At 30.5% G+C, this 24,151-nt stretch carries 20 protein-coding genes; 9 read left to right on the top strand and 11 right to left on the bottom strand.

Going from position 1 to position 24,151, the window contains the following annotated elements; genetic code table 11:
- The 6 genes from NJU99_RS01025 to NJU99_RS01000 form a co-directional block, all read right to left on the bottom strand.
- Positions 1-4,410, bottom strand: coding sequence for a DUF4347 domain-containing protein (locus NJU99_RS01025; RefSeq protein WP_254576885.1), 4,410 nt, complete (start codon positions 4,408-4,410; stop codon positions 1-3).
- A 9-nt stretch (positions 4,411-4,419) separates the two neighbouring features.
- A complete protein-coding gene (locus tag NJU99_RS01020; RefSeq protein ID WP_254576884.1) occupies positions 4,420-5,142 on the bottom strand; it encodes an efflux RND transporter periplasmic adaptor subunit in 723 nt (240 codons plus the stop codon).
- 3 nt (positions 5,143-5,145) lie between these two features.
- A complete protein-coding gene (locus NJU99_RS01015) occupies positions 5,146-7,101 on the bottom strand; it encodes a TolC family protein (RefSeq protein ID WP_254576883.1) in 1,956 nt (651 codons plus the stop codon).
- 115 nt (positions 7,102-7,216) lie between these two features.
- Positions 7,217-10,696, bottom strand: coding sequence for a methionine synthase (gene metH / locus NJU99_RS01010; RefSeq protein ID WP_254576882.1), 3,480 nt, complete (start codon positions 10,694-10,696; stop codon positions 7,217-7,219).
- Positions 10,697-10,783: 87 nt separating this feature from the next.
- Positions 10,784-11,380 carry an SAM-dependent methyltransferase gene (locus tag NJU99_RS01005; protein WP_254576881.1) on the bottom strand — a complete coding sequence of 199 codons (597 nt, stop codon included), beginning with the start codon at positions 11,378-11,380 and terminating at the stop codon, positions 10,784-10,786.
- Complete coding sequence (locus tag NJU99_RS01000) at positions 11,377-12,072, bottom strand: hypothetical protein (RefSeq protein ID WP_254576880.1); 696 nt, start codon at positions 12,070-12,072, stop codon at positions 11,377-11,379. Before NJU99_RS01000 ends, NJU99_RS01005 begins: the two co-directional genes overlap by 4 nt.
- A gap of 151 nt (positions 12,073-12,223) precedes the next feature.
- Here NJU99_RS01000 and NJU99_RS00995 point away from each other — a divergent pair, with 151 nt between their 5' ends.
- From NJU99_RS00995 to NJU99_RS00975, 5 genes are all read left to right on the top strand, one after another.
- Positions 12,224-13,144, top strand: coding sequence for a branched-chain amino acid transaminase (locus tag NJU99_RS00995; protein ID WP_254576879.1), 921 nt, complete (start codon positions 12,224-12,226; stop codon positions 13,142-13,144).
- Between the two features lie 42 nt (positions 13,145-13,186).
- A complete protein-coding gene (locus tag NJU99_RS00990) occupies positions 13,187-14,275 on the top strand; it encodes an SPFH domain-containing protein (protein ID WP_254576878.1) in 1,089 nt (362 codons plus the stop codon).
- A gap of 38 nt (positions 14,276-14,313) precedes the next feature.
- The gene (locus tag NJU99_RS00985) at positions 14,314-14,604 is read left to right on the top strand and encodes a hypothetical protein (RefSeq protein WP_254576877.1); all 291 of its coding nucleotides are present in this window, start codon (positions 14,314-14,316) and stop codon (positions 14,602-14,604) included.
- 8 nt (positions 14,605-14,612) lie between these two features.
- Positions 14,613-15,293: a bifunctional phosphoribosyl-AMP cyclohydrolase/phosphoribosyl-ATP diphosphatase HisIE gene (hisIE, locus tag NJU99_RS00980; protein WP_254576876.1), complete on the top strand. Its 681-nt coding sequence runs from the start codon at positions 14,613-14,615 to the stop codon at positions 15,291-15,293.
- A 77-nt stretch (positions 15,294-15,370) separates the two neighbouring features.
- Entirely contained in the window at positions 15,371-15,622 is a 252-nt protein-coding gene (locus NJU99_RS00975; RefSeq protein ID WP_254576875.1) for a DUF2116 family Zn-ribbon domain-containing protein, read from the top strand.
- A 37-nt stretch (positions 15,623-15,659) separates the two neighbouring features.
- Here the strand turns inward: NJU99_RS00975 and NJU99_RS00970 are convergent, their stop codons facing one another.
- From NJU99_RS00970 to thiC, 3 genes are all read right to left on the bottom strand, one after another.
- Positions 15,660-16,844 carry an Mrp/NBP35 family ATP-binding protein gene (locus tag NJU99_RS00970; RefSeq protein WP_254576874.1) on the bottom strand — a complete coding sequence of 395 codons (1,185 nt, stop codon included), beginning with the start codon at positions 16,842-16,844 and terminating at the stop codon, positions 15,660-15,662.
- Positions 16,845-17,100: 256 nt separating this feature from the next.
- Positions 17,101-17,325, bottom strand: coding sequence for a hypothetical protein (locus NJU99_RS00965; RefSeq protein WP_254576873.1), 225 nt, complete (start codon positions 17,323-17,325; stop codon positions 17,101-17,103).
- A 44-nt stretch (positions 17,326-17,369) separates the two neighbouring features.
- Positions 17,370-18,719, bottom strand: a complete 1,350-nt coding sequence (gene thiC, locus NJU99_RS00960) for a phosphomethylpyrimidine synthase ThiC (RefSeq protein ID WP_254576872.1) — start codon at positions 18,717-18,719, stop codon at positions 17,370-17,372.
- A 148-nt stretch (positions 18,720-18,867) separates the two neighbouring features.
- On the opposite strand from thiC, the gene NJU99_RS00955 reads away from it, so the two are divergent.
- Genes NJU99_RS00955 through NJU99_RS00940 form a run of 4 tightly spaced genes read left to right on the top strand, consistent with a single transcriptional unit; the run spans position 18,868 to position 22,242 of the window.
- Complete coding sequence (locus NJU99_RS00955; RefSeq protein WP_254576871.1) at positions 18,868-19,689, top strand: HDOD domain-containing protein; 822 nt, start codon at positions 18,868-18,870, stop codon at positions 19,687-19,689.
- A 58-nt stretch (positions 19,690-19,747) separates the two neighbouring features.
- The gene (locus NJU99_RS00950) at positions 19,748-20,866 is read left to right on the top strand and encodes a bifunctional 2-C-methyl-D-erythritol 4-phosphate cytidylyltransferase/2-C-methyl-D-erythritol 2,4-cyclodiphosphate synthase (protein WP_254576870.1); all 1,119 of its coding nucleotides are present in this window, start codon (positions 19,748-19,750) and stop codon (positions 20,864-20,866) included.
- A gap of 3 nt (positions 20,867-20,869) precedes the next feature.
- The gene (locus NJU99_RS00945; RefSeq protein WP_254576869.1) at positions 20,870-21,760 is read left to right on the top strand and encodes a DNA-binding transcriptional response regulator; all 891 of its coding nucleotides are present in this window, start codon (positions 20,870-20,872) and stop codon (positions 21,758-21,760) included.
- A gap of 8 nt (positions 21,761-21,768) precedes the next feature.
- Positions 21,769-22,242, top strand: coding sequence for a phosphatidylglycerophosphatase A family protein (locus NJU99_RS00940; RefSeq protein ID WP_254576868.1), 474 nt, complete (start codon positions 21,769-21,771; stop codon positions 22,240-22,242).
- A gap of 230 nt (positions 22,243-22,472) precedes the next feature.
- Here NJU99_RS00940 and carA read toward each other — a convergent pair whose 3' ends face one another.
- Together carA and NJU99_RS00930 are read right to left on the bottom strand one after the other, a co-directional pair.
- On the bottom strand, positions 22,473-23,597 hold the full coding sequence (gene carA / locus NJU99_RS00935) for a glutamine-hydrolyzing carbamoyl-phosphate synthase small subunit (RefSeq protein ID WP_254576867.1): 1,125 nt from the start codon (positions 23,595-23,597) through the stop codon (positions 22,473-22,475).
- 1 nt (position 23,598) lies between these two features.
- Positions 23,599-24,150, bottom strand: coding sequence for a DUF507 family protein (locus NJU99_RS00930; RefSeq protein WP_254576866.1), 552 nt, complete (start codon positions 24,148-24,150; stop codon positions 23,599-23,601).
- Position 24,151 lies beyond the last annotated feature (1 nt).

Below are 24,151 nucleotides of genomic sequence, written 5' to 3'. Positions count from 1 at the left end.
TTAGGCATCTTTACTTGAAAATAGTTGCACTAAGTTTGTACCATAAGACTCTATTTCATTACTTTGACTTGCAACTTGAGATGAAAAGTCATTATTTATATCAGATAAAGTAATTTGTATAGCTTCTTCTTTTAGTGCTGATATATCTATTTTTATATTTAATATTCTAGTTTTATTATCAAAATCATAGGCTTTTATAACAAACTCCATATTGTCTTTTAGTAAACCTTTCAACTCCCCTGTTTTTTCATCAAAAACTATTGTACTTGGTAGTTTATCTCCATTTGCCATTAAAACCTCATATGCTCTTGCTTGTTTTATATCTACTATTTTTAACTGCATATAATCATTTATATAAGAAAAATCTTCTATTGTAAGTCCCAAAGTATCATATGCCTCTTTTTGTTGAACTTGAAAGTCAATCTCTCCTCTTGTTCCTAAAGTAATATCAATAGATTTTAAAAGATTAAATTGGTTCACATTTGTAAAAGCCTGTGCTTCATCTATAGTCTTAAAGTCTGTATATCCTTTAGCTAAGGTATCAAGTTTTTGAAAGTCTTCACTAAACTTACTATTTTCTTGTTCTTGAACTGTATTACTTCCAATAACTCCTACTTGTTCAACTTTTTGTGAGTTGTCAGATACTTCCACTTCATCTACTTGTGTAGGTGGTTCTATTGGATTTGCAGTTTCAAACTCTGGGTCAACTACTTTTGGAGGTCCTAAAACATCAATTTGATAAGTTCTTGAAGCTAAAGCTTGCATAGATGAAGAGTCATAAGTTGTGATTGTAACTTCAAATATTCCTATTTCAAGAGGTGTTCCACTTATTAAACCAGTAACACGATCAAAACTTATTCCAGTTGGAAGCCCTACGGCTTCATATACTAAATTATCACTATTATCAACATCTGTAAATAAAAATGAAATTTCTTGTGAATAATCTTGCCCATGTGTGATTATTGAGTCGATATTATCATCTGAAACTATTGGTGCATCATTTTGCCCGCCAATATTTATTGTAATAGTTTGCATATCTTTTTGATTTTGAGTATCTGTAATTTCTATATTATATGTGATTCTTACGGACTCATTTTCAGCTAAAAAATCAAGTTGGGCTTCACTTATAGTATAGTTCCATGTAATTGTTCCACTATTAGTTCCCTCACCTACACTTGAAATACTAAAAGCATTTAAAAAATCAATTTCTTGTTGTGTAGTTAAACTAAAAGTTGTTACTCCATCAGCTCTATATGCTGTAATTGAATCAAAATAATCACTAATACTTATTTCATCACTTAAATCTAAATCATTAAAGTTTATTGTTCCACTATCATTATAAGTTGAGCTTTCTTGAATACTTCCTGATATATCTGAACCACTTAGTGAGGGAGTGTCATTTGCTCCTTGGATTGTTATTTCAACATCTTGTGTTGAAGTTTGTCCATCATTGTCCGTAACAGTTATTGTAAATATTGCTGTTACTGTTTCCCCTTGGGCTAGAAAGTTTATATCTGATTCATTTATATTATAATCCCAAGTGATTGTTCCTGTGTTTGTATTTGAAGAAAGATTAGTTATTGAAAAAGCATTTTCTATTGCTTGTCTTTGTGCAGTACTTAAAGTAAAATCTAGGTTATTACTATCTTTAGCAATTACATCTTTTACATCAAAACTCCCTACAGGTGTATCATCCTTATCTATATCAGAAAAATCAATTGAACCACTATCACTTAAAGTTGCGCCTTCTTGTATCTGACCTTCCACTTCAACTGCTGTTATTAAAGGTACATCATTTTCACCTACAATTAATATAGTAATATCATGTGTTTCAAACTCACCTTGGGCATCTTGTACTCTTATTTGAAAGGTTAAAGTAATCTCATCACCTTGACTTAAAAAGTCTAATTGACTTTCAGTTAAAGAATAATCCCATTGAATTTCAGAACTATTTGAATTAGGCGTTAACTGAGTAATTGAAAAGGCATTTTCTAAGATAGTTTGATTTGAAGGACTTACTGTGATACTATTTCCATTTGAGTCCACTGATTGCATATTGGTAAGAGTTTCACTTATACTTGGTTGATCTGTTTTATCTATATCATTAAAACTAATTTTTCCACTATCACTTAGGGTTGAGCCCTCAGATACTCGACCTTCATCATCTACAACTTGAATTGAAGGTTTATCATTTGTTCCTTTTATCTGTATTGTAATATCTTGCTGTCTTGTTCCACCATTATTATCATTTACTTCTATTGTAAAAACTGCTGTGATTACTTCACTTTCACCTAAAAACTCAATATCTCCTTGAGAGATTGTAAAGTCCCAGTTTATAGAACCTGTATTACTATTTGGATTTGCATTTGTAAAAGAAAAAGCATCTAAAATAGCTTGTTCTTCTTGTGAACTTAAACTATAACCATTTATACTTGTACTAAGTAAAGAAGCAGTAATTTTATCTGTTGTATCTGTATCAACAAAATTTATTACTCCATTTTGAGAAACCACACCCTTATCAACAACATCTGCTGTACTACTTGTGCTATTTACACTAACTGTATCGTTTACACCTTGTATGTTGATTGTAATTATTTGATTAACAGAAGCCCCATTACTATCACTTACTTGTATTGTATATTTTACGATTACGCTTTCATTATTTGCTAAAAAATCTAACTTATCATTTGATACAGAATAGCTCCAAGAAAAAGTTCCTGTGTTTGAGTTTACACTACTATTTGTAAAGTTAAAGCCATTGATTATGTCATTTTGTTGATTTTGACTCAAAGAAAGAGAAGTTACTCCATCACTTTCATATGCTTCAAAACTATTTGAGATATAACTAGCCAATAAGGTATCATTTAAGTCCTTATCAATTACATCTATATCTCCTGATGCACTAATAATTCCATCTTCAACTAAGTTTGAGCTATCATCTGCATTATCAATTATAGGAGTATCATTTACTCCAATTATTTCTAATACTGTTTTAGAGATATTACTATCATTTACTCCATCATTTACTTTCCAAGATAAAGTTCTTTGATTAAAAGCTGTTTCAGGAGAATCATTTGTTGAATAAAATCTTATTGCTTTTAGTGCATTTTTATACTGCTCAATTGTCGCTGTTCCACTAAGACTTAAAACACCTGATGATGAATCATATGAAGATAGTATATTTCCATAAACTGAATTATCATCATTTGTAAACTCCAAAGTATCTCCACTTGTAAAGCCACTTGTTATTGATATTTCAGCACTCTGTAAATCTACTCCATCATCAGTTAAAATCACTAAATTTACAAGTTCAGAAGAGGGACCATCTTCTGTGTATGTAAAAGTGGTTACATCAGAACCACCAAGTTTAATTTCAGCAACTTCACCTGCTCCACCACCTCTGATTTTATTAAACTCAACTCTATAATATCTAAAGACTTCTGTATTAGAAAATTCTACTTTTACCTCTTCCCCTCTGTTTGTACTAGGATTTATATCCATAGATACAATAAGATCAAAATTTGACCTATCATTTGAACCATAAATAGCAAATTTTGTTGGATCAAGATCATCAGAACCATTTGAAGTTGTAATGGCAAAAGAGTTTACAATATAAGGGTTTGAGGCATCAAAATCAAAGCTTGTTCCTGAACCTAAAGGAAAAGAAAAAGAGGTATTTACATTATTGTCAAAAGCGAAAGATGCACTATTATCTGAAAAATCACTTGCAGGGATTGAGTCATAATCAGTGGAAGTTGAAAGATAAGGTGCATCATTTGCTAAAAGTGTTTCATAATTTTCAATAACTATACTTTGACTTTCAATAGTACCGCTTTTATACTCTAAGTTCCAATCTCCATCAAGTTTTTTATCACCAGTTAAATCATCAGATGCTGCAACATCTGCATCTGTTAAAGAGGCAAGTTTATCTACAAAATCTTTTCCTTGATTATTTTGACCAATAGAACATCCATAAAGTAAAATATCAGCTTCTTTATTTAAACTATTTGATATATTTTTTAAAGTTTGTTCATAATCGTCTATATTTTCTAAATCTAAAGAGCCATTTGAAAAAAGGAGTTCACCTTCTTTACCATGGGAGATTATATGTAAAGTATCAATACCCTCTTTATTTTCTAAGATAGTATCTATTTGTTCTAAAACATCACTTTTATCATTTAAAAAATAGACTTCTATGTCTTCATCAAGTTGACTTACTATTTCTTCTTTATTTTCAACTTCACTATCTATAAAAACCATTTCTTTATTTTTATTTTCTTGTGGAGGGTTATCAGGTGTGTCATTGTTTTCAAAGCTATTATTATCTAAAACATCAACAGCAGTTGCTACTGCTGCCCCATCAAATAAAACTCTTGGTTCTAAGGCACTTATTAGTGGATTTCGTTTCATATTAAGCCTTTAGTTTTGCTCATTTATCTGAAATATTGCTGTTGCACTCATTCCTGGTATTATTTTGTCATAAGGTTTTTCTAGTGAGACTCTAACTAAAACAGTCTGACTAATAGGGTCAACAACCGAACCTATTTCTTTTACTACTGCACTAATTGAAGTTTGTGTTTCATCTATGTTTAAAACAACTTTCATATCTTTTTTTAGAATTGCTAACCATGTTGAGGGAACAAAAGTTTTTGCTTCCAAACTCTCTGTTGAGATAATCTCTAATATCTGTTCATTTGGTTTTACACTTTGATGTTGTGAGACTTCTCTTGTCACTACTCTTCCGTTATAAGGAGCATAGATATTACATCTTTTTACATTTATTGAAGCTATTTTATACTCTGCTTCTTGTTTTCTAAACTCTTCTCTTGCAATATCAACTTCAAACTTACCTATTGATTTAAAGCTTTCTAATTTTTTATTTTTTTTATATTTTAAATAAGCTATATTTTTTTCAATTGCAGCTTTTGATTTTTGTGCTTTATAAATATCACAATTTAATTTTATTAAAAGATCACCTTTTTTAAAAGAATCACCCTCAATTTTTTTTAAATAAGTGATATTTCCAGCTAGTTCACTTGATAAAATAGTTTTATCATAAGAAGTGATAACAGCCCTTGAACTAATTTCATCTTGGGCAAAAATATATGTGATTAAAAATCCTATTAAAAATATCTTTTTCATTCTCTACTCTTTTATATCCATCACTAAATTACTTATATATCCAAAAGATGTTTTATACCAAACATCTTTGTTGTTTGATATAATCTCTTCAATATTTATTTCTTGGTTTTTAGGAAGTAAAAAAAGAACTGGACTTTGCCAATTTGCTTCTGTTCTTATATTTGCATTTTTAAAAGCTACCCCTTTAAAAATACTCTTTTTTATCTCTTTTTTACTTGCTAAACTTAAATTATCTTCTTTTTCATCTTTTATAAATACAGCACTTTTATAGATATATCCAAGAGGTGTTTCTATCCATTTTCCATATTTATTTTCAAACTCTCTTAAAACCTTTACTTTTCTATTTTTTAGTAAAACCACACTATAAATACTATCTTTATGAGCTTCTTTTCTTAAATATACATTTTGAGTTGTTTGAGCAGTTTTTACCAACTTTTCAAGCTTAGCTTTTTTGATTTCTACTTTTTTCTTTTTAGTTTTTTTAGGCTCTTTTACTTTTATAACACTATTTTTTTCTAAAGTCTCTTTTCCTATATCTTCATAAGTTCCAATTGAAGCAAAAACTCTTCCATAGCTATTTTGTACATTTGCATAAGATGAAGAGTGTCTTAGAAGTGCTAAGATATAGTTTAATTTCTCTTTTGTATAAATCAATCTACTATTCATATTTAGTTTATTTGTAACTTCTGTTAACTTGTATATTTCTTGAGCCACATCTAAATATTTCTTTGAAAGCTTATACTCTTTTTTTGACTGTTCAAAGTTTGCAAGTGATAAATGAACTTGTGATAATACTGCCATTGAAATAGCAAGTTTTTGTTCTTTTGCTAAAGCTATTTTTGTTTTTGCAATTTTTTGACTTGTATTTGCTTTAAAGATATTTAATAAATTCCATGAAATAGTTGCACCGTATGAAGTCCAATTGTTATTTAGTAAATAATCATTATTATCATAAGAAATACCACTGTTTAGTTTAATTCCAGGAAGCATTTGCAAAATTGCTCTTGTTGTTTCTTTATGTGAAATTCTTTGTTTATATCTACTCTCTAAAATCTCAGGTCTATTCTCTAAAGCCATTATTTCCATTTGCTTTAAACCAAGATTTAATTTGGGAAGCTCATAATCTGTTTTAATTTCTTGTGCAAGTGTAAAATGAGTTCCAGCTTTTAAACCCATAAGCTCAGCTAACTCGACTTTTGCATTCATAAGATTTCTCTCTAAAGCTTGAAGAGATCTTAATACTTCAAGTAAATCCCTTTGATACGCCAAAGACTCCATTGGCGAGTTGATTCTAAGTTTTTTAATTTTATTTGAATCATTTAAAGCTACTTGTACATCTTTCATCATAGGAACAATTTTTTTAAGTAAGGCTTGAGCTGATGCAGCTTTATAGTAAGTTCTTCTTACTTCTTGTACGATGTTGTGAATTACTTTTCTTTCATTTTGTTTTGCCATTAAGTATTTATCAGCTTGTTGTTGAGCTTTCACATACGATAATCCAAAATCTAGAACATTCCAACTAAAAGAAATATCAGCATCAATTCTTTCTTTATCTTGAGATACTGAGTATGAAGGCTCACCTGTTATTGGCTCAGGATTTCCACCACTAAATGAAGTACTAGCAGATGCAGCATACTCATCTCTTTTTGAGTATCCTGCACTTGTAGTTAGATTTGGTAACATGTCATAATAAACTAAATCAATTTGTTGTTTTGCTAGGGCTGTTTGCATTAACTTGATTTTATTTCTTACATTATTTTTTAGGGCTTTATTTATTGCTTCATCTATTGTAATTGGTTCTGTAATAATTGGAGAAATTCTATTTATTAGTTTTAAATCTTGATTTGCTTTTAGTGCTATTTCTTCTTTGCTTAGAGGTTGGGGAGTTACTGTACATCCACTTATAAAAAAAGTAGTTAATAGTAAAAGTAGTGTTGATTTTTTCTTTAAAAACCCCATTTAAAACCCCATGATGTAATTATTTTATATATTTTGCCCTATATAAACTTAAATCCCTATCTAATGGGGTTTTTGGAAGTTATTTTATACTTTAAAAAGTAGGAAACCCTACTTTTTAAATATTATAATATTTTGCGTCGTGGTGAGGAACTACTATTGCACAAGTAGTTTGTTCTGGATGCATTTGGAATGTCTCAGATAACTCAATTCCAAATTTTTCAGGATCTAGTAAATCAAAGATATCTCTATTCATAGCTAAATCAGGACAAGCTGCATATCCAGGAGAGTATCTACAACCTACATACTGTTTCATTTGAACATCATTTAGTGTTGGTCCTTCTTTTGGTACAATATCTAAATCAAGTCTAATTTGCTTATGTAAAACCTCAGCTAAAGCCTCAGCAAGTTCAACTCCAAGTCCATGAATTTGATAATATTTATTAAACTCACCCTTGTTGTAATACTCTCTTTCATAATCAGCTACTTTAAGCCCTGCACTAGCAAGAGTAAATCCAACTACATCAAGTCTATCATTTGCAAAATAATCAGCAATACATCTAAAAGGTTTTCTTTGCTGTCTTGGGAACTCAAATACTTTTATCGCTTCATCCAAAGATGGCTTATTATTTCTAGCTTCATCTTCTGAGTTAAATAAATACTTTTTGTCAAAAATATAAAGTTTATTATCATAAGACATACAAGGGTAGTATTCATAAATAGCAATTGGATCAAAGATATTTTTATCAATTAACTCTTCTTTTAACTCTTCATATAAAGGCTTAACAACTTCTTCTTCATGCTTGATAAAATCTGCACTTTTTTGTTTTCCTCTTTTATATCCCCATCTTTGTCTAAATAAAACTCTATGGTTAATCCATTTAAACACTAACTCTTTATCTACTTCATCACCAGTTTTTGCAACTCTATCCCAAAGTGGAGGGAAAGTAAACTGCGTAGGTTTTGGAAGTTCTATCTCTTCATATGGAGGAATTTCAACTTCTTCTTTTGCAACCCTATCACTTGTATCAACTTCTTCAATTAGATCAGCAGCAAGTGCAGTATTATCTAAATCACCCTCTTCAATTCTTTGCATAGAAACAACTCCATCAAAGGCATCTCTACAATAGAATATTGGACCATCATAAATAGGTCTACAATAATCATTTACAAAACCTTTTGTAAGTGCAGCTCCTCCTAAAAGTACTGGAATATCAATTCCTTCTTTTTGAAGTGTTTCTAGATTTTCTTTCATCACAGCTGTTGATTTTACAAGTAATCCACTCATTCCAATAGCTTGAGCTTTATTCTCTTTTACAGCAATAATAAAGTCATTTAAATCTGCTTTAATACCAATATTGATTACTTTAAATCCATTATTTGAAAGAATAATATCAACTAAGTTTTTACCAACATCATGTACATCACCTTTTACAGTTCCTAGTACCAGTACAGTTTCACTAGCTTTCTCTTTTTTCGGTAAATAAGGATTTAAGCTATCAACTGTTGCTTTCATAGTTTCAGCACTTTGAAGTACAAATGGTAACTGCATTTGACCTGAACCAAACAGTTCCCCAATAATTTTCATACCATCAATAAGCCATTCATTTACTATAACTTCTGGTTCTACTTCATGTCTTAACTCTTCTACAAGTGGTAACATTCTATCTTTATCACCATCTAATAAAAGTTTTTTAACTTTCTCAACTGGCTCTAATTTTTGGTACTCTTCATCACTTTGTTCTTCCATATCACCTACGTTTGCAAAGTGGTCAATAAAGGCAAATAATGGGTCACCATTTTCTTGATTATTAAAGATTAAATCATCACAAGCTTTTCTGTCTTCATCAGAAATTTTATTTAGAGGTAAAATATGTTTTACATTTACAATCGCTGTTGTAAGTCCTGCTTTTACACAATGGTCTAAGTAAATTGAGTTTAAGTAAATTCTAGCTTTTTGGTCAAGTCCAAAAGAGATATTTGAAAGTCCTAAAGTAGTTCCAACTTCTGGGTGTCTTATTTGGAACTCTTTAATAGCTTCAAGAGTTTCAACACCAGCTGTTCTATACTCATCATCACCAGAACCAATAGTAAATGTAAGCATATCAAATACTAAATCATCAGGTTTAAAGCCATGTCTATTTACACATAAGTCATAAATTCTCTCAGCAACTTCTAATTTTCTCTCTAAAGTTTTAGCCATACCAATTTCATCAATAACTAAACAAACAAGAGCAGCACCAAATTTTTTAGCTAGTAAACAAATCTCATCAAACTTATCTTCACCATCTTCAAGGTTTACTGAGTTGATAATAGGTCTTCCACCTATTTGTTTAAGTGCTGCTTCAAGTGCTGGAATTTGTGTTGAATCAGGCATTAAAGGAAGTGATACTTTTTGAGAGTAAAGTCCTACAACTTTATCCATATCTTCTCTTTCATCACGACCTGCAAATCCAACTGATACATCAATTACGTGAGCTCCTGCTCTAACTTGTTGTTGACCAACTGTTAAAGTTCCTTCATAGTTATTTGCTTTTAGTAATTCTCTAAAGGCTTTTGAACCTGTAGCATTTGATCTCTCACCTATTAGAAGTGGTGCTGGGTCTTGTTTTAATGGAACTACATTAAATAAACTTGCTAATGAAGCTTTTAAAAATCCACTAGGCTTCTTAGGAACTACACCTTCAATATCTGTAACTAATGCTTTAATATGTTCAGGAGTAGTACCACAACAACCACCTAAAAATGAAACTCCATTAAACTCTAAGAACTCTTTTGTTAACTCTGTAAACTCTTTAGGCTGCATTGGATAGTAAGTTTTTCCACCTTTATTTTGTGGAAGTCCTGCATTTGCATGAACAGAAATAGGGAACTTACAAATTTCACTTAATGTTTTTACATGTTTGTGTACTTGTTTAGGACCAGTACCACAGTTAAATCCAAGTGATAAAATATTAAATGGTTCTAAAATTGCAGCAATTGTCATAGCATCTGTTCCTATAAGCATCGTACCGCTAAGCTCTATAGTTACAGATACCATAACAGGAATATGAGGTGCCACATCATTTAAAGCATGTAATCCTGCTTTAATTTGTAAGGGATCTTGACAAGTTTCAAGTAAGAACACATCTGTTCCTCCATCAGCAAGTCCTTGTGCCATAATCTTATAACCTTCATACATATCATCATAAGCTATATGACCTAATGATGGAAGTTTAGTACCAGGTCCAATTGATCCTAAAACATATCTTGGTTTTTGGGGTGTACTAAACTTATCACAAGAATCTTTTACAAGTTTTGCTCCAAGTCTAGATAATTCATATGATGTCTCAGGAATTTGATACTCATCTAATACCCATGGCATAGAACCAAAAGTATTTGTTGAAATCATATCAGCCCCAGCTTCTAAATAATCATCATGAATCTTTTCTAAAACATGAGGAGCTGTTAAGTTTAAAAGTTCATTACAACCCTCTAAATTTATTCCCTCATATTCCCACTCTTTGTCTTTAATATCCGCTAATTGAAGCTGTGTTCCCATAGCTCCATCAATAACTAATACTCTTTCATTTATTATACTTTTTAATTTATCTATCATATTTTTTACTCTTATTTGAAAATCTTATAATTATTATATATCTAAGTTATAATATACCAATTTATAACTTAGGAAAAAATTTCTCTTTTAGTTTTCTACAACTACTCTAATTACAGAAGCTTCACCTTGATGACCTTTACCTTCATCTAAAATAGTTACTACTTCATTTATATCACCTTGACACAAAGCAAAAGCTTTTTTAAAATCATCAATTGTGTAAAGTAAATCTTTGTCTTTTGGCCCACCACTATTGTAGTTTAGTTGATTTACAGAAAAGAACTCACCAACAAAAATTCCATCAGGTTTTAGTGAATCCTGAATTTTTTCAAAAAGTTTAGCTCTATCTTCTTTATACATATGCAAATATGAAGCAACTATTACATCGTATTGTTCTTTCACTTCCCAGTCATTTAAATCAGCACAAATAGTCTCAACCGTAACACCTTCTTCTAAGGCTCTAAAATGAAGCTTTGAAAGTCCGATATCTGAAGCATCAATTGCTGTTACTTCCATATCTCTTTTTGCTAAAAATATAGCATTTCTTCCTTCACCCTCACCTAAACATAAAACCTTTCCGCCCCTTGGAAAAGATTTTACTTTTGAAGCAATAAAACTATTTGGTTTTATACCATAAAGGTAACCATCTCTTGAAAACTTACTATTCCAAAATTCTTGTTGACTCATTTTTTAGAATCCTTTTTTACGCTACAGTTTGTTGTTATTCTATCTATTAAAGTTATGTACCATTTACCATCATTTAGCTTATTTAAATGAAACACAATTTCAGGTGTTAATATAACTTTATATGACATAAGTTCAATCATTTTTGCTTTATGAAAATCCTCTTTTTTAAAAGAGTCTTTTTTAAGCATATTTTTCTCTTCCATAAATTTTTTTAATTTTGTAGAAGTATTTGTACTTAAAAAAAGCCCATGATTTGTCCAGCCGTAATAAGCATCATTGTAAGGACTACAATTAAAAGTAGAATCAGTTTCTATTATTGGTAAGTTTATAGCTTTTTTAGGCACTCTTGATACAAAATGCGAAAACTCTTCAAGCTTTATAGTCTCTTCTTCAACTACATTGAAAAACATTTTTTGAAAAGTAAAGTTTTCAAAACCATCTATTTTATATAAGTTATATAAACCAAAGTTTTGATTTATAAATTTACTATTTAAAAGTTGTAAATTATTTTGAGACATAGCTTTTACTATCTCATGAACTGTCTTTAAAAGTTCATCAGAAACAACTGGTCTTTCATAAACAAACTCTTTTTTCTTTGGCTGAACTATTTTATCAAAATCCTTAACCGAACAACCTGCAATAACTAATATAATCGATGTACCTAAAACAATATTTTTTATAAATCTACTCATCTAAAAAACTAATCCTAAAATTTTTTTGATAATATACCATAAGTAACTATTCAAAGCCCTAAAAGAAATCTAGCTTTTAAATTATGACCTAAATTTAATAATATCTTAGATAGAATAATCATTAAAAATTAAATCATTAGGAATTTATAAGATGACTGAAGCAAAATATATATGGATGGATGGAAAGTTTGTAGATTGGCATGATGCAAAAGTACATGTTCTTTCACATACACTTCACTATGGAAATGGTGCTATTGAAGGTACTAAAGCATATAAAACTCATGATGGAAGATGTGCTATTTTTAAACTTGAAGAGCATACTAAAAGACTTATAAACTCAGCTAAAATGACACTAATTGATGTTCCATTTAGTACTGAGGAACTAAATAAAGCACAAATTGAATTATTACAAAAAAATGAATTAACTGAAGGTGCTTATATTAGACCACTTGTTTACTTAGGATATGGAGTTATGGGACTTTATCATAAACAAGCTCCTGTAAATGTTTCTATTTCTGCATGGGAATGGGGAGCATATTTAGGTGAAGAAGGAATGAAAAAAGGTGTTAGAGTAAAAATTGCCTCTATGACTAGAAACTCAAATACTTCTGGAATGGGTAAAGCAAAAGCAGTTGCTAATTACTTAAACTCTCAAATGGCAAAAGGTGAAGCTGTTGAGTGTGGTTATGATGAAGCATTATTAAGAGATGACCAAGGTTACATTGCTGAGGCTTCTGGTGCTTGTTTCTTTATTGTAAGAGACGGAGAAATTATTACTCCACCAAATGACAACTCTTTAGAATCAATTACTCAAGCTACTGTTATTGACTTAGCAAAAGACTTAGGATACACAGTAACAAGAAGAAGATTAACAAGAGAAGAAGTATATATTGCTGATGAAGCATTCTTTACTGGAACTGCTGTTGAAGTTACACCAATTAGAGATATTGATGCAAGAATTATAGGTTGTGGTTCAAGAGGTCCAATTACAGAAGTATTACAAAAAGCATACTTTGATGTAGTTCAAGGTAGAAATGAAAAATACACTAAGTATTTAACATACATTAACTAATCTTAGTTAATATTTTAAAATTAATATAAAATAAGGGAAAAAATGCCAATAGACAACGACTATTTTAAAAACAGACAACAGAATAATGGTGGTGGTTCTAACAACAATAATGGTGGTGGTGGAAACTATCAACCACCTTTTGAGCCACCAGAATTTTTCAAGAACTTTGGTAAAAAAGCAGGATTTATTTATGTGATTATCATAATTATTGCTGCATTATTTATCTTTAAACCATTTGTGATTATTGAATCAGGTCAAGTAGGTATTAAAGTTACTACAGGTAAATATGAAGATAAACCATTAACTCCTGGTTTCCATTTATACCTTCCAGTATTCCAAAAAGTTATTGTAGTTGATACAAAAGTAAGACTTATCAACTATAGAAGTGTTGAACAAATGGGTGGATTTGACCAAAGTATTAGATCAAACCCAGCAATTAATATCTTAGATGCAAGAGGTTTACCTGTTTCTATTGAATTAACTGTTCAATATAGATTAACAGCAGATGGAGCTCCAACTACTATTGCTACATGGGGTCTTGGATGGGAAGACAAAATTGTTGATCCAGTTGTAAGAAATATTGTAAGAAATATTGTTGGTGGATTTAACGCAGAAGAATTACCAACAAGAAGAAATGAAATTGCTACTTTAATTGAAAATGGTATTAGAACTCAAGTTGAAGCTTTAGAAGATACACCTGTAAGTGTAGAATCTGTTCAATTAAGAGAGATTGTATTACCTGAAAAAATTAAAGAACAAATTGAAAGAGTTCAAATTGCTAACCAAGAATCTGAAAGAGTAAGATACGAGGTTTTAAGAGCAAAACAAGAAGCTGAGAAAAAAGCTGCACTTGCAAAAGGTGAGGCTGATAAAAACAGAATTGAAGCACAAGGTAGAGCAGATGCTGTAACTATTGAAGCGAAAGCTCAATCAGCAGCAAATAAAGAGATTGCAAAATCTTTAACATCTGATTTATTAAGAATGCAACAAATTCAAGTTCAAGGGAAATTCAACGACGCACTTAGAGAAAACAAAGATGCTAAGATTTTCTTAACTCCTGGTGGTTCAACTCCAAATATCTGGGTTGATACTAAAGACAAATCAAGAGATACTGCAATACACGGTAAATAATAAGGTAGGGTTTTCCCTACTTTATACAAAGTAATCAAATGAAAAAAAACAACTTAATTTTAATACTAACTTTTTTACTTACAACAACTATCTTTGCACAAGAGAAACAAGAAGAGAGTATTAAGAATAAAAATGAAATAAACTTAGATATACCACTTGAAGACGATAGATATTCAAAGTACAAGCAAGAAAAATATTCACCTCCTCCAACTATAGCTGAGACAGAAAAGCTTAAAGAAAAAGATATAGAAATAGGCGGCGAAGTTGAAGTAGATAAAGTCACAAGAGAAGTAGAAAAACTAAAACTTGATATAAGCAAAAAATTTTAAGGGCAAAAATGGAAGCAATAGAAAAAATTGATTGGGAAAAAACTAATGGTTTAATTCCTGTAGTTACACAAGATGCAACAACAAATGAAGTATTAATGCTAGCATACATGGATAAAGAAGCATTAGAGCTAACAATCAAGACAAACTACGCTCACTACTTTAGCAGAACAAAACAAAGAATTTGGAAAAAAGGTGAAAGCTCTAATCACACACAAGAAATAGTAAATATTATGCTTGATTGTGACAACGACACACTTTTATTAAAAGTAAATCAAGAAGGTGTAGCTTGTCATACAGGAAGAAAATCATGTTTCTTTACTGATTTACAAACAAATGAAGAAGTATCAAAAGTAGAAGTTGATACAACAGCTGCTTATGGAGTAATAGATACCTTATATCACACTATACTTGAAAGAAAAAATGATGACCCAAGTAAATCATACACTTCAAAACTTTTAAATGGTGAACAAAACTCTATGCTTAAAAAAATTGTAGAAGAATCAGGTGAATTTACTTTTGCAATAAAAGATAATGATGAAGAAGAGATTATTTATGAAGCAGCTGATATTACATATCACGTTTTAGTTGCCCTTGCTTCAAAAAATATAAGCCCAGATAGAGTTAAACAAGAGTTAGCTAGAAGATTTGGTATGTCTGGAATCGAAGAAAAAAACTCAAGAACTAAATAAATTAATTTTAAAGTGCAACTCATGCAAGTAAGTTGCACTTAAACTTTAAAAGATATAATTCCAAAAAAGGAGTTATTATGGCAAATACTTGTCAATACTGCTCTAAAAAAATACCTATTTCAAAAGTTTTTTGCTCTAAAGAGTGTAAAGAGAACTATTTTGAAAAAGCAATTATAAATATTCCTAAACCTTTTGTAAAGAAATTATACTTTTTTTGTAACGAAGAAGAGAAAGAAGCTGAGATTCTAAAATTTTGCGAAAGACACAAGTGGAAAGAACATCTAGTAAAACAAAAAATTGAAGAGATTTATTTAGAGTATTTTAAATAAGATAAAAAGTAGCTTTGCTACTTTTTATCTTGAAGTCTTAGTGACAACCACACCCTGTACCACAACTACCACCTGATGATTGTTGAGTTTGTTGTGCAGAGCTAGCACTTGCAGCTGTTGTTGAACAAGCACTTACACCAGGAGGTGTAGTTGGTTGAATATCAGCATTAGTTCTATCATCATCTACATTGTCTAAGAAAGCAATTACTTTTGATGCTGCTTCCATATATCTTTTTGCAGAGATTGATTCTGGATTAAAGTAAGTAATTGGTTTACCACCATCTCCACCTTCTCTAATTGCAGGCTCAATTGGTAGGTTTCCTAATACTTGAGTATTATATTGATCAGCTAAATCTTCACAAGTTCCCATTCCAAAAATATCTGATTCTGTCTCACATGATGGACAAATAAATCCACTCATATTTTCAACAATACCAGCTACAGGAATATGTAACTTTTGGAACATATCTAATGATCTTCTTGAATCATCAAGTGCAACATGTTGAGGAGTAGTTACATTGATACCTGCTGCAACAGGAACACTTTGAGCAAGTGTTAATTGTGCATCACCAGTACCAGGAGGCATATCAATGAAAAGAATATCTAACTCTTCCCATAAAATATCTCTTAACAGTTGTTGGATAGCTTTCATAATCATAGCCCCTCTCCAAATAACTGCTTGACCTTCATCCATTAATACACCCATAGACATTACATCTACTCCATATGCATTAAGTGGTCTTGCTTTTTCACCAATAACTTCTACTTCTTTTCCTTGTAATCCCATCATTCTAGGAATATTTGGACCATAGATATCAGCATCTAAAATACCAACTTTTTTACCTTGCATAGAAGCAGCAACTGCTAAGTTTACAGTTGTAGTTGATTTACCAACTCCACCTTTTCCTGAACTTACCATTACAATTTTCTTAATCTGAGGAGCAATATTTTTACCACTTACAGAGTTAGAGTTTTGTTTTGGAGCTTGTGGCTTATTGAACCCAAGTTTTACTTCTAGTCCAATAGCATTGATACAGGCATGAATATCTTTTCTTAATTGTTCTTCAACTTCTTGAGCAGTAGATGTAATATCTAATACAATTGAAGCTATATTTCCTTCTAATTGAACATCTTTTACGAACCCAAAGTCCATAATAGATTTTTCAAATCCAGGGTACTTAACTTTCTCAAGTTCTTTTTTAATATCTTCTATATTTGCCATAGAAAAATCCTTTTTATAAAGTTTTATATTTAAATTTTTTGTATTATAATTGAAATAGGATAATTTTTGTCTTAATTAAGCTAAATTTTCTATTTTTTTGTAAAAAGTAAAGGTTTATTTACTTTTTTAAACAGTGATATTTTATCAAAAGTTTATGAAATACATAGAATTTTAAAGGCTTTAGTTTTATTGTTTTTGTAATTTTGATTTTTGGAAATAGTTTTGAAAGTTTTAAATAAAAAAGGCACTCTTCAAATTATTTTGAAGAGTGTTTTTTCTTAGATAGTTTTGGACAAGTTTGTGTTTTCACTTTTTTATCCAGCATTTTGTCTGACCTTTTTGAAAATTTACGCAAATCAAGATTTGCTATTTTCATAAAAAGCTCGTTAATGCTGAAAAGAGTGAAACTGTTCACTTTTTTATCCAGCATTTTGTCTGACCTTTTTGAAAATTTACGCAAATCAAGATTTGCTATTTTCATAAAAAGCTCGTTAACGCTGAAAAGAGTGAAACTCTTCACTCTTTTTATCCAGCGTTAACCATCGCATCACCGTGGTCTTTTACGATTTTTTGTGTGATTTTATATGAACAGAACTTTGGTCCACACATAGAACAAAACTCTGCTTCTTTAAATACATCTTGAGGAAGAGTTTCATCGTGGTACTCTTTTGCTCTTTCAGGATCTAAACAAAGTTCAAATTGCTTATTCCAATCAAACGAGTATCTTGCATCTGACATTTCATCATCAATATCTCTTGCACCTTTTCTTCCTCTTGCAATATCAGCAGAGTGAGCAGCAATTTTATATGCGATAATTCCTTCTCTTACATCTTTTGCATTTGGTAAACCTAAGTGCTCTTTTGGTGTAACATAACAAAGCATAGAAGCTCCATGCCATCCACCAACAGCTGCACCAATTGCAGATGAAATATGATCATATCCAGCAGCAATATCAGTTGTTAAAGGTCCTAAGATATAGAAAGGAGCTTCATGACAATACTCTTGCTCTATTTTCATATTTCTTTCAATTTGATTTAAAGGAACGTGACCTGGTCCTTCAATCATAACTTGAACATCTTTTTCCCATGCTCTTTTTGTTAATTCACCCATTACTTTAAGTTCAGATAACTGAGCTTCATCAGAAGCATCTGCTAAACATCCAGGTCTTAATGAATCACCTAAAGATAATGATACGTCATACTTTCTACAAATCTCTAAGATTTCATCAAAAGCATCATAGAATGGGTTTTCTTTATGGTAGTGCATCATCCATGCAGCCATTAAAGAACCACCTCTTGATACGATTCCCATTTTTCTTTTTGCTACATGAGGCATGAATTGAAGTAAGAATCCAGCATGAATAGTAAAGTAAGAAACACCTTGTTGTGCTTGCTTTTCTAATACTTTTAACATAACTTCAATAGATAAGTCTTCAATCTTATTGTTTACATCATGTAAAATTTGATACATTGGTACTGTACCAATAGGAACGTTTGAATGTCCAATAACAGCTTCTCTAATTGCATCTAAGTCACCACCTGTACTTAAATCCATAATAGTATCAGCTCCATATTTTAAACATACATCAACTTTCTCAACTTCTCCGTCAATATCAGAAGCTAAGGCTGAAGAACCAATATTTGCATTAATTTTACAAGATGAAGCAATACCAATAGCCATTGGTTTTAAGTTTCTATGATTTACATTCGCAGGAATAATTAATCTTCCTCTTTCAATCTCAGATCTGATTAGTTCAGGATCTAAATTTTCAACTTTTGCAACATATTCCATATCAGGAGTAATAATACCTTGCTTTGCATAATACATTTGTGTTCTAACTTTATCATTTTTATGATTATCTAGCCAATCTCTCATTTTAAAAATCCTATAATATTTATTTGATTGTGTGAAGATTATATCTAAATTTGTTTATAAAACCTTAATTCAAGCAATTAATTTCTATTTATTATTTGTATAAGTTTCTTTTCTATATAATAGTTAAAGAAAGAATAACGGGATAATTATGAAAAATAAAGTAAAAGATAAAATCGATTCACTACCACCATTACCTAATAGTATTATGGAACTAGAAGAGTTTAAAAAAGTTAAAAACTCTTCTCCTGATGAATTAATAACAATAATTGAAAAAGATCCCTTACTTGTAGCGAATATACTCAAAGTAGCAAACTCATCTATGTTTGGTTTTAGAAGTAGTGTAGACACTTTAAGTAGAGCTATTAACTTACTTGGTATAAACTTTACTATTTCTTTGGCTATTGGATCAATTGTTCAAAATACAGTAAAATGCAACCTTTTAGCTTATGGCATGTCAACTGATGATTTTATCAACTTAAGTGCTTTATCTACAAAAATCATAAATGAATGGGTTTCAAAAATAGACAATGATTTAAAAGATGATTTACTAATGCCTGCATTTTTACAAGAAACAGGTAAATTTATAATTGCAAGTATAATTGAGCAAGAAAACAAAATCGATGATTTTAGAGATGCTTTAAATAAAGAAAAAGATGTTTCTACAGTTGAACTAAATTTCACAGGATTTACTACAGCTAAAATTACTGCGAACTTATTTAAGCATTGGGGCTTGACTCACAACATAATATATCCTATCAATTTTGTTGATGATATAAACAATGCAACTTCTGAATATAAGAAAAAAGCTCAAATTTTAAAAATCACAAAAGAGCTTACAAATTTCAAAGATACACTTGGTGATTCTTCTATTGATGCAGCAATCAAACTATCAAAATCTTATGGCTTTGATGAAAAACTCTTAAATAGTTCAATTCAATCAATAAAAGATGAAATTCTAAATAATTCTTAACTTTTCATAAGTAACATTAGATTATAATATGTAACTTTTTTACACAAAGGGGATATTGGTGTCTGACCTTACTTTAATTGTACTATGTGCTGGTAATTCTACTAGATTTCAACATAAAGCGAAAAAACAGTGGCTTAGAATTGAAAATGAACCACTATGGCTTAATGTGACTAAAAGATTATCAGGTTTTGCTCAATTTGAGAAGATTATTGTTACTGCCCATAAAAATGAAATTGGCTATATGCAAAACTTCGATGATGACTACACATACGTAACAGGTGGTGAGACAAGACAAGAATCAATGGCAAACTCTTTAAAAGAAGTTACCACAAAATATGTGATGGTAACTGATGTAGCAAGAGCGTGTGTTCCTAAAAGTGTAATTGATAATCTACTCAATGAAAAAGGTGTAGATGATTGTATTGTTCCTGTTTTAGATGTCTCTGATACAGTTATATACAATGAAAATACAATAAATAGAGATAATGTAAAACTTATCCAAACTCCTCAACTCTCAAAAACAGAAATCCTAAAAAAAGCCCTAAATACTACTACTGAATTTACTGATGATAGCTCAGCAATAAATGCTATTAATGGCTCTATTAAATATGTAAAAGGAAGTATTAAAAGTAAGAAGTTAACTCACGGTGATGAAATACATGATATGCCTAGTTTAAAGCCTGCTTCTAATAACTTCTTTACAGGAACTGGTATTGATATTCATCAGTTTGAAGATGGTAAAAAGATGTATTTAGGTGGTGTTGAGATTCCTTGTGATTATGGTTTTAAAGCCCATAGTGATGGTGATGTATTAATTCATTCAGTAATAGATGCCTTATTAGGTGCTGCTGGTGCTGGTGATATTGGAGAGTTCTTTCCTGATACTGATCCAAAATATAAAGGTGCTGATTCAAAACTATTACTTCAAGAGATTGTAGAGTTTATTTATAATGTTGGCTATGAAATTGTAAATATTGATCTTACAATATTAGCCCAACAACCTAAAATCAATCCTTTCAAAAAAGATATAAAAAAGAAATTATCAGAAATTTTAGCCCTTGAGAAGCAGTTTATTAATATAAAAGCAACTACAGGTGAAAAGATGGGATTTGTGGGTAGAAAAGAGGGTGTGGCTGTTCAAAGTATTGCCACACTGAAATACTATAAATGGAAGTAAAATATGAATATTTTAATTATTGAAAATGAAATTTATTTAGCACAAAAGGTAGTTTCTAGACTACTTGATGACGGACACAGTTGTGATTATATAGAATCACCAAATATTGATAACCTATCAAAAGATTATGACATAGTACTTTTATCTACTTCACTTCCATCAAGTTTATGTAAAAATATAATCAAAAAATATAAAGAAAACTCTATCATTCTTCTTTTAGTTTCATATATATCAGATGAAACAGTTACAAACCCTATTAAAGATGGTGCAAAAGACTATATTATGAAGCCATTTTTAATGGATGAACTTGTAAGAAAAATTTACCATTATAAAGAGTGTAGAAGCTTAAAAAGGGAATTACAAACATTAAGAGAATATATGGACTTTATTATGGCTGATGTTGATACATCTGATACATTTTTGCCTCCATCATTCCCAACATTAGTTGAATCAAACTCACAAAAATGTGCGGATAAACTTGTATTTGAATTATCAAGAAGACTTGATATGCCTATTTCATTTATCTCACTTAACTGTGCAAATTGGCAAAAGAAACTAAATGCTTTAGGCGATAAAGGCATTATATACCTTACAGAGTATCATAGTTTAAAAAGAACAGCAAAAGACAATCTTATTAAACTAATTGAGCATAAGAATTGTGTCATTTCATCTCTTGAAGGTGAAGAAGACTTTCCATATAGAAAAATAGAGTTTAATAATGAAAACTTACTTATGAGTACTACAAATATCATGACAATTAATGATTATGTAAAACTTATGGTTTTATCATACCAATCAAAATACCCAGATACAGAACTATCTAAGAAACTTGGTATTTCAAGAAAATCTCTTTGGGAAAAGAGAAAAAAACTTGGTATAGAAAAAAAGAAATAAGGTAAAACATGAATTTAAGAAAGTTTTTCCTAACAGTTGGATATTCAGGATTATCTCCAAAAGCACCTGGAACAGTAGGTTCATTTGTATCATTAATCATGGCAATTGGAATACTACAAGTATTTGATGTATCAACTCTATTTTTATTAGCTTTACTAATTACTGTAATTGCAGTAAAACAAATAAACATTTATGAAAAAGAAGTTGGAGAGCATGATAGTAAAGAAATCGTAATAGATGAACTTGCAGGAATGTGGATAGCACTATCAATTTGTAAACCAACAGAATCAAACCTACTAATCATGGCAGCCTTAGCATTTATCTTCTTTAGAATATTTGATATATGGAAACCCTCAATTATTGGAAGAATTGATGAAAAAGTAAAAGGTGGATGGGGTGTTATGGGTGACGATGTAATCGCCGGAATAGCAGCAGGTATCTCAGCCTCTGCAGTTTATCACTTAATTACACAGTTTATCTAATAAAAGCTAGTTAGTCTAAATCAGACTAGCTAGCAATGCTTTTACTTCTACATATATTTTCTATTTAATACTAATAAATTTAAAAAGTTTTTATTTATAATTAAAATAGTGAAAGAGTTCACTGTTTTGTTGAAGTTCAAGGCGAAATTTGGAATTTATGAGGAGCGTACATTAAGTACGTGACGAGTGAATTTTAAATTTTAACGCCGAAATTCGGCAAAAAAAGTGAATTATTTCACTATTTTTGCGAATTCGTCGAAAATATATTTCGACTCATGCGGCCCTGGAGACGCTTCTGGGTGATGTTGTACTGAGAAGATATCTTTATTTTTGTATTTTACACCTTCAATAGTTCCATCAAATAAATTCTTGTGAGTAATTTCAGCAATTTGCTCAATTGATTCTGGAACATTGTAGTTGTGGTTTTGTGCAGTGATTTCTACTATCATTGTTTTAGGGTTAGCAACTGGGTGATTTCCACCATGTTGTCCAAATGGTAATTTATATGTATCGTGTCCATGAGCGATTGATAACATCTGGTGTCCTAAACAAATAGCAAACATTGGAATACCTGCACCAATTAGTTTTTGCACTTCTTTTTTCTCTTCTGTTAAAGTAAGTGGATCACCTGGTCCATTTGATAAGAAAATACCACCGATTTCTTTTGCTTCAAATCTAGCTATTAAATCATCAGCTTTAAATGTTGATGGAACAACTTCAACTTCTAATCCTGATTGAACTAATTCATTTAAGATATTTCTTTTTACGCCAAAGTCAACAACAACGATTTTTTTATCGCTCATCACAGCTTTGTTGTATGCTTTTTCATTATGATTCCAAGCACCACTTTTGTGAATATATGTCTCTTTTGTAGAAACTTCTTCAATATAGTTAATATCTTCAATTCTTGGGCTTTCACTTAGTTTTTTAGCAAGCTCATCTTTATCAGATATTTCAGTTGATGCAATCATCATCATTGCACCTTCATCTCTTAACATTTTTGTTAAATATCTTGTATCAATTGCAGTAATACCTAAAACATTGTGCTCTTTTAAAAGTGAATCTAGGTCACCTTGAGCTCTATAATTTGAGTACTTGTGATGATAATTTCTAACTAATACACCTTTACAGTATGCTGTTTTGCTTTCCATATCATCTTCATTTACACCAACATTTCCAATTTCTGGCATTGTAAATGTTACAAACTGTCCTGCATATGATGGATCAGTAATGATTTCTTGGTAACCTGTAAGTGATGTATTAAATACAACTTCTCCAACAGATGTACCAGTTGCACCAAAAGATTTTGCTTCTAAAAATGTTCCGTTTTCTAAGTAAATCCAAACTTTTTGCATCTTATATTAACCCTCTTTTAATTAATTCTTCTTCATATAATCTATGATAAACTAAATCATAATCCTCAGTCCCTGGTATTAACTTTCTTTTATAGTTTTTAAGTTTAGCTAATACCGATGAATCTGCTTCTTCAAAACCTTTCATAAACTCATCAATTGATGAGAAAATGATATTTTTAACTTGATTGTCAGAGCAAGTATAATGAATATAATCTTCTTCCCATAAAAAGTCTAAAACTTGATGAGCAATGTCAGAGAATCTATCTTCATTATTTAAAATAACACCAAAATCGTTTGCTAATCTTTTTTTAGTCATCCAAAAAAGTTGCCTTCTATCGGCATTTAACATTTCGATTTCTTCATCTTGATCATCAAGAATATCATCAACTTTTTCGTCTAAATCAAACTCTTTTTCTATATCAGCATCCATGATTCTTTCAATTTCGGCTTCTATAGCATTTTTGTCTTTTCTTACCTCTACGAACTCACAATTGATAATGTCCCTTGTGATTCTTCTAGAGATATATGGTGTATGATGTAATTTGATTCTCATC

Origin of the sequence: Arcobacter roscoffensis (assembly GCF_024267655.1) — a bacterium.
GTDB lineage: Bacteria > Campylobacterota > Campylobacteria > Campylobacterales > Arcobacteraceae > Arcobacter_B > Arcobacter_B roscoffensis.
The sequence above is the reverse complement of the archived record's forward strand: the minus strand, read 5'-3'. Positions and strand labels throughout refer to the sequence as shown.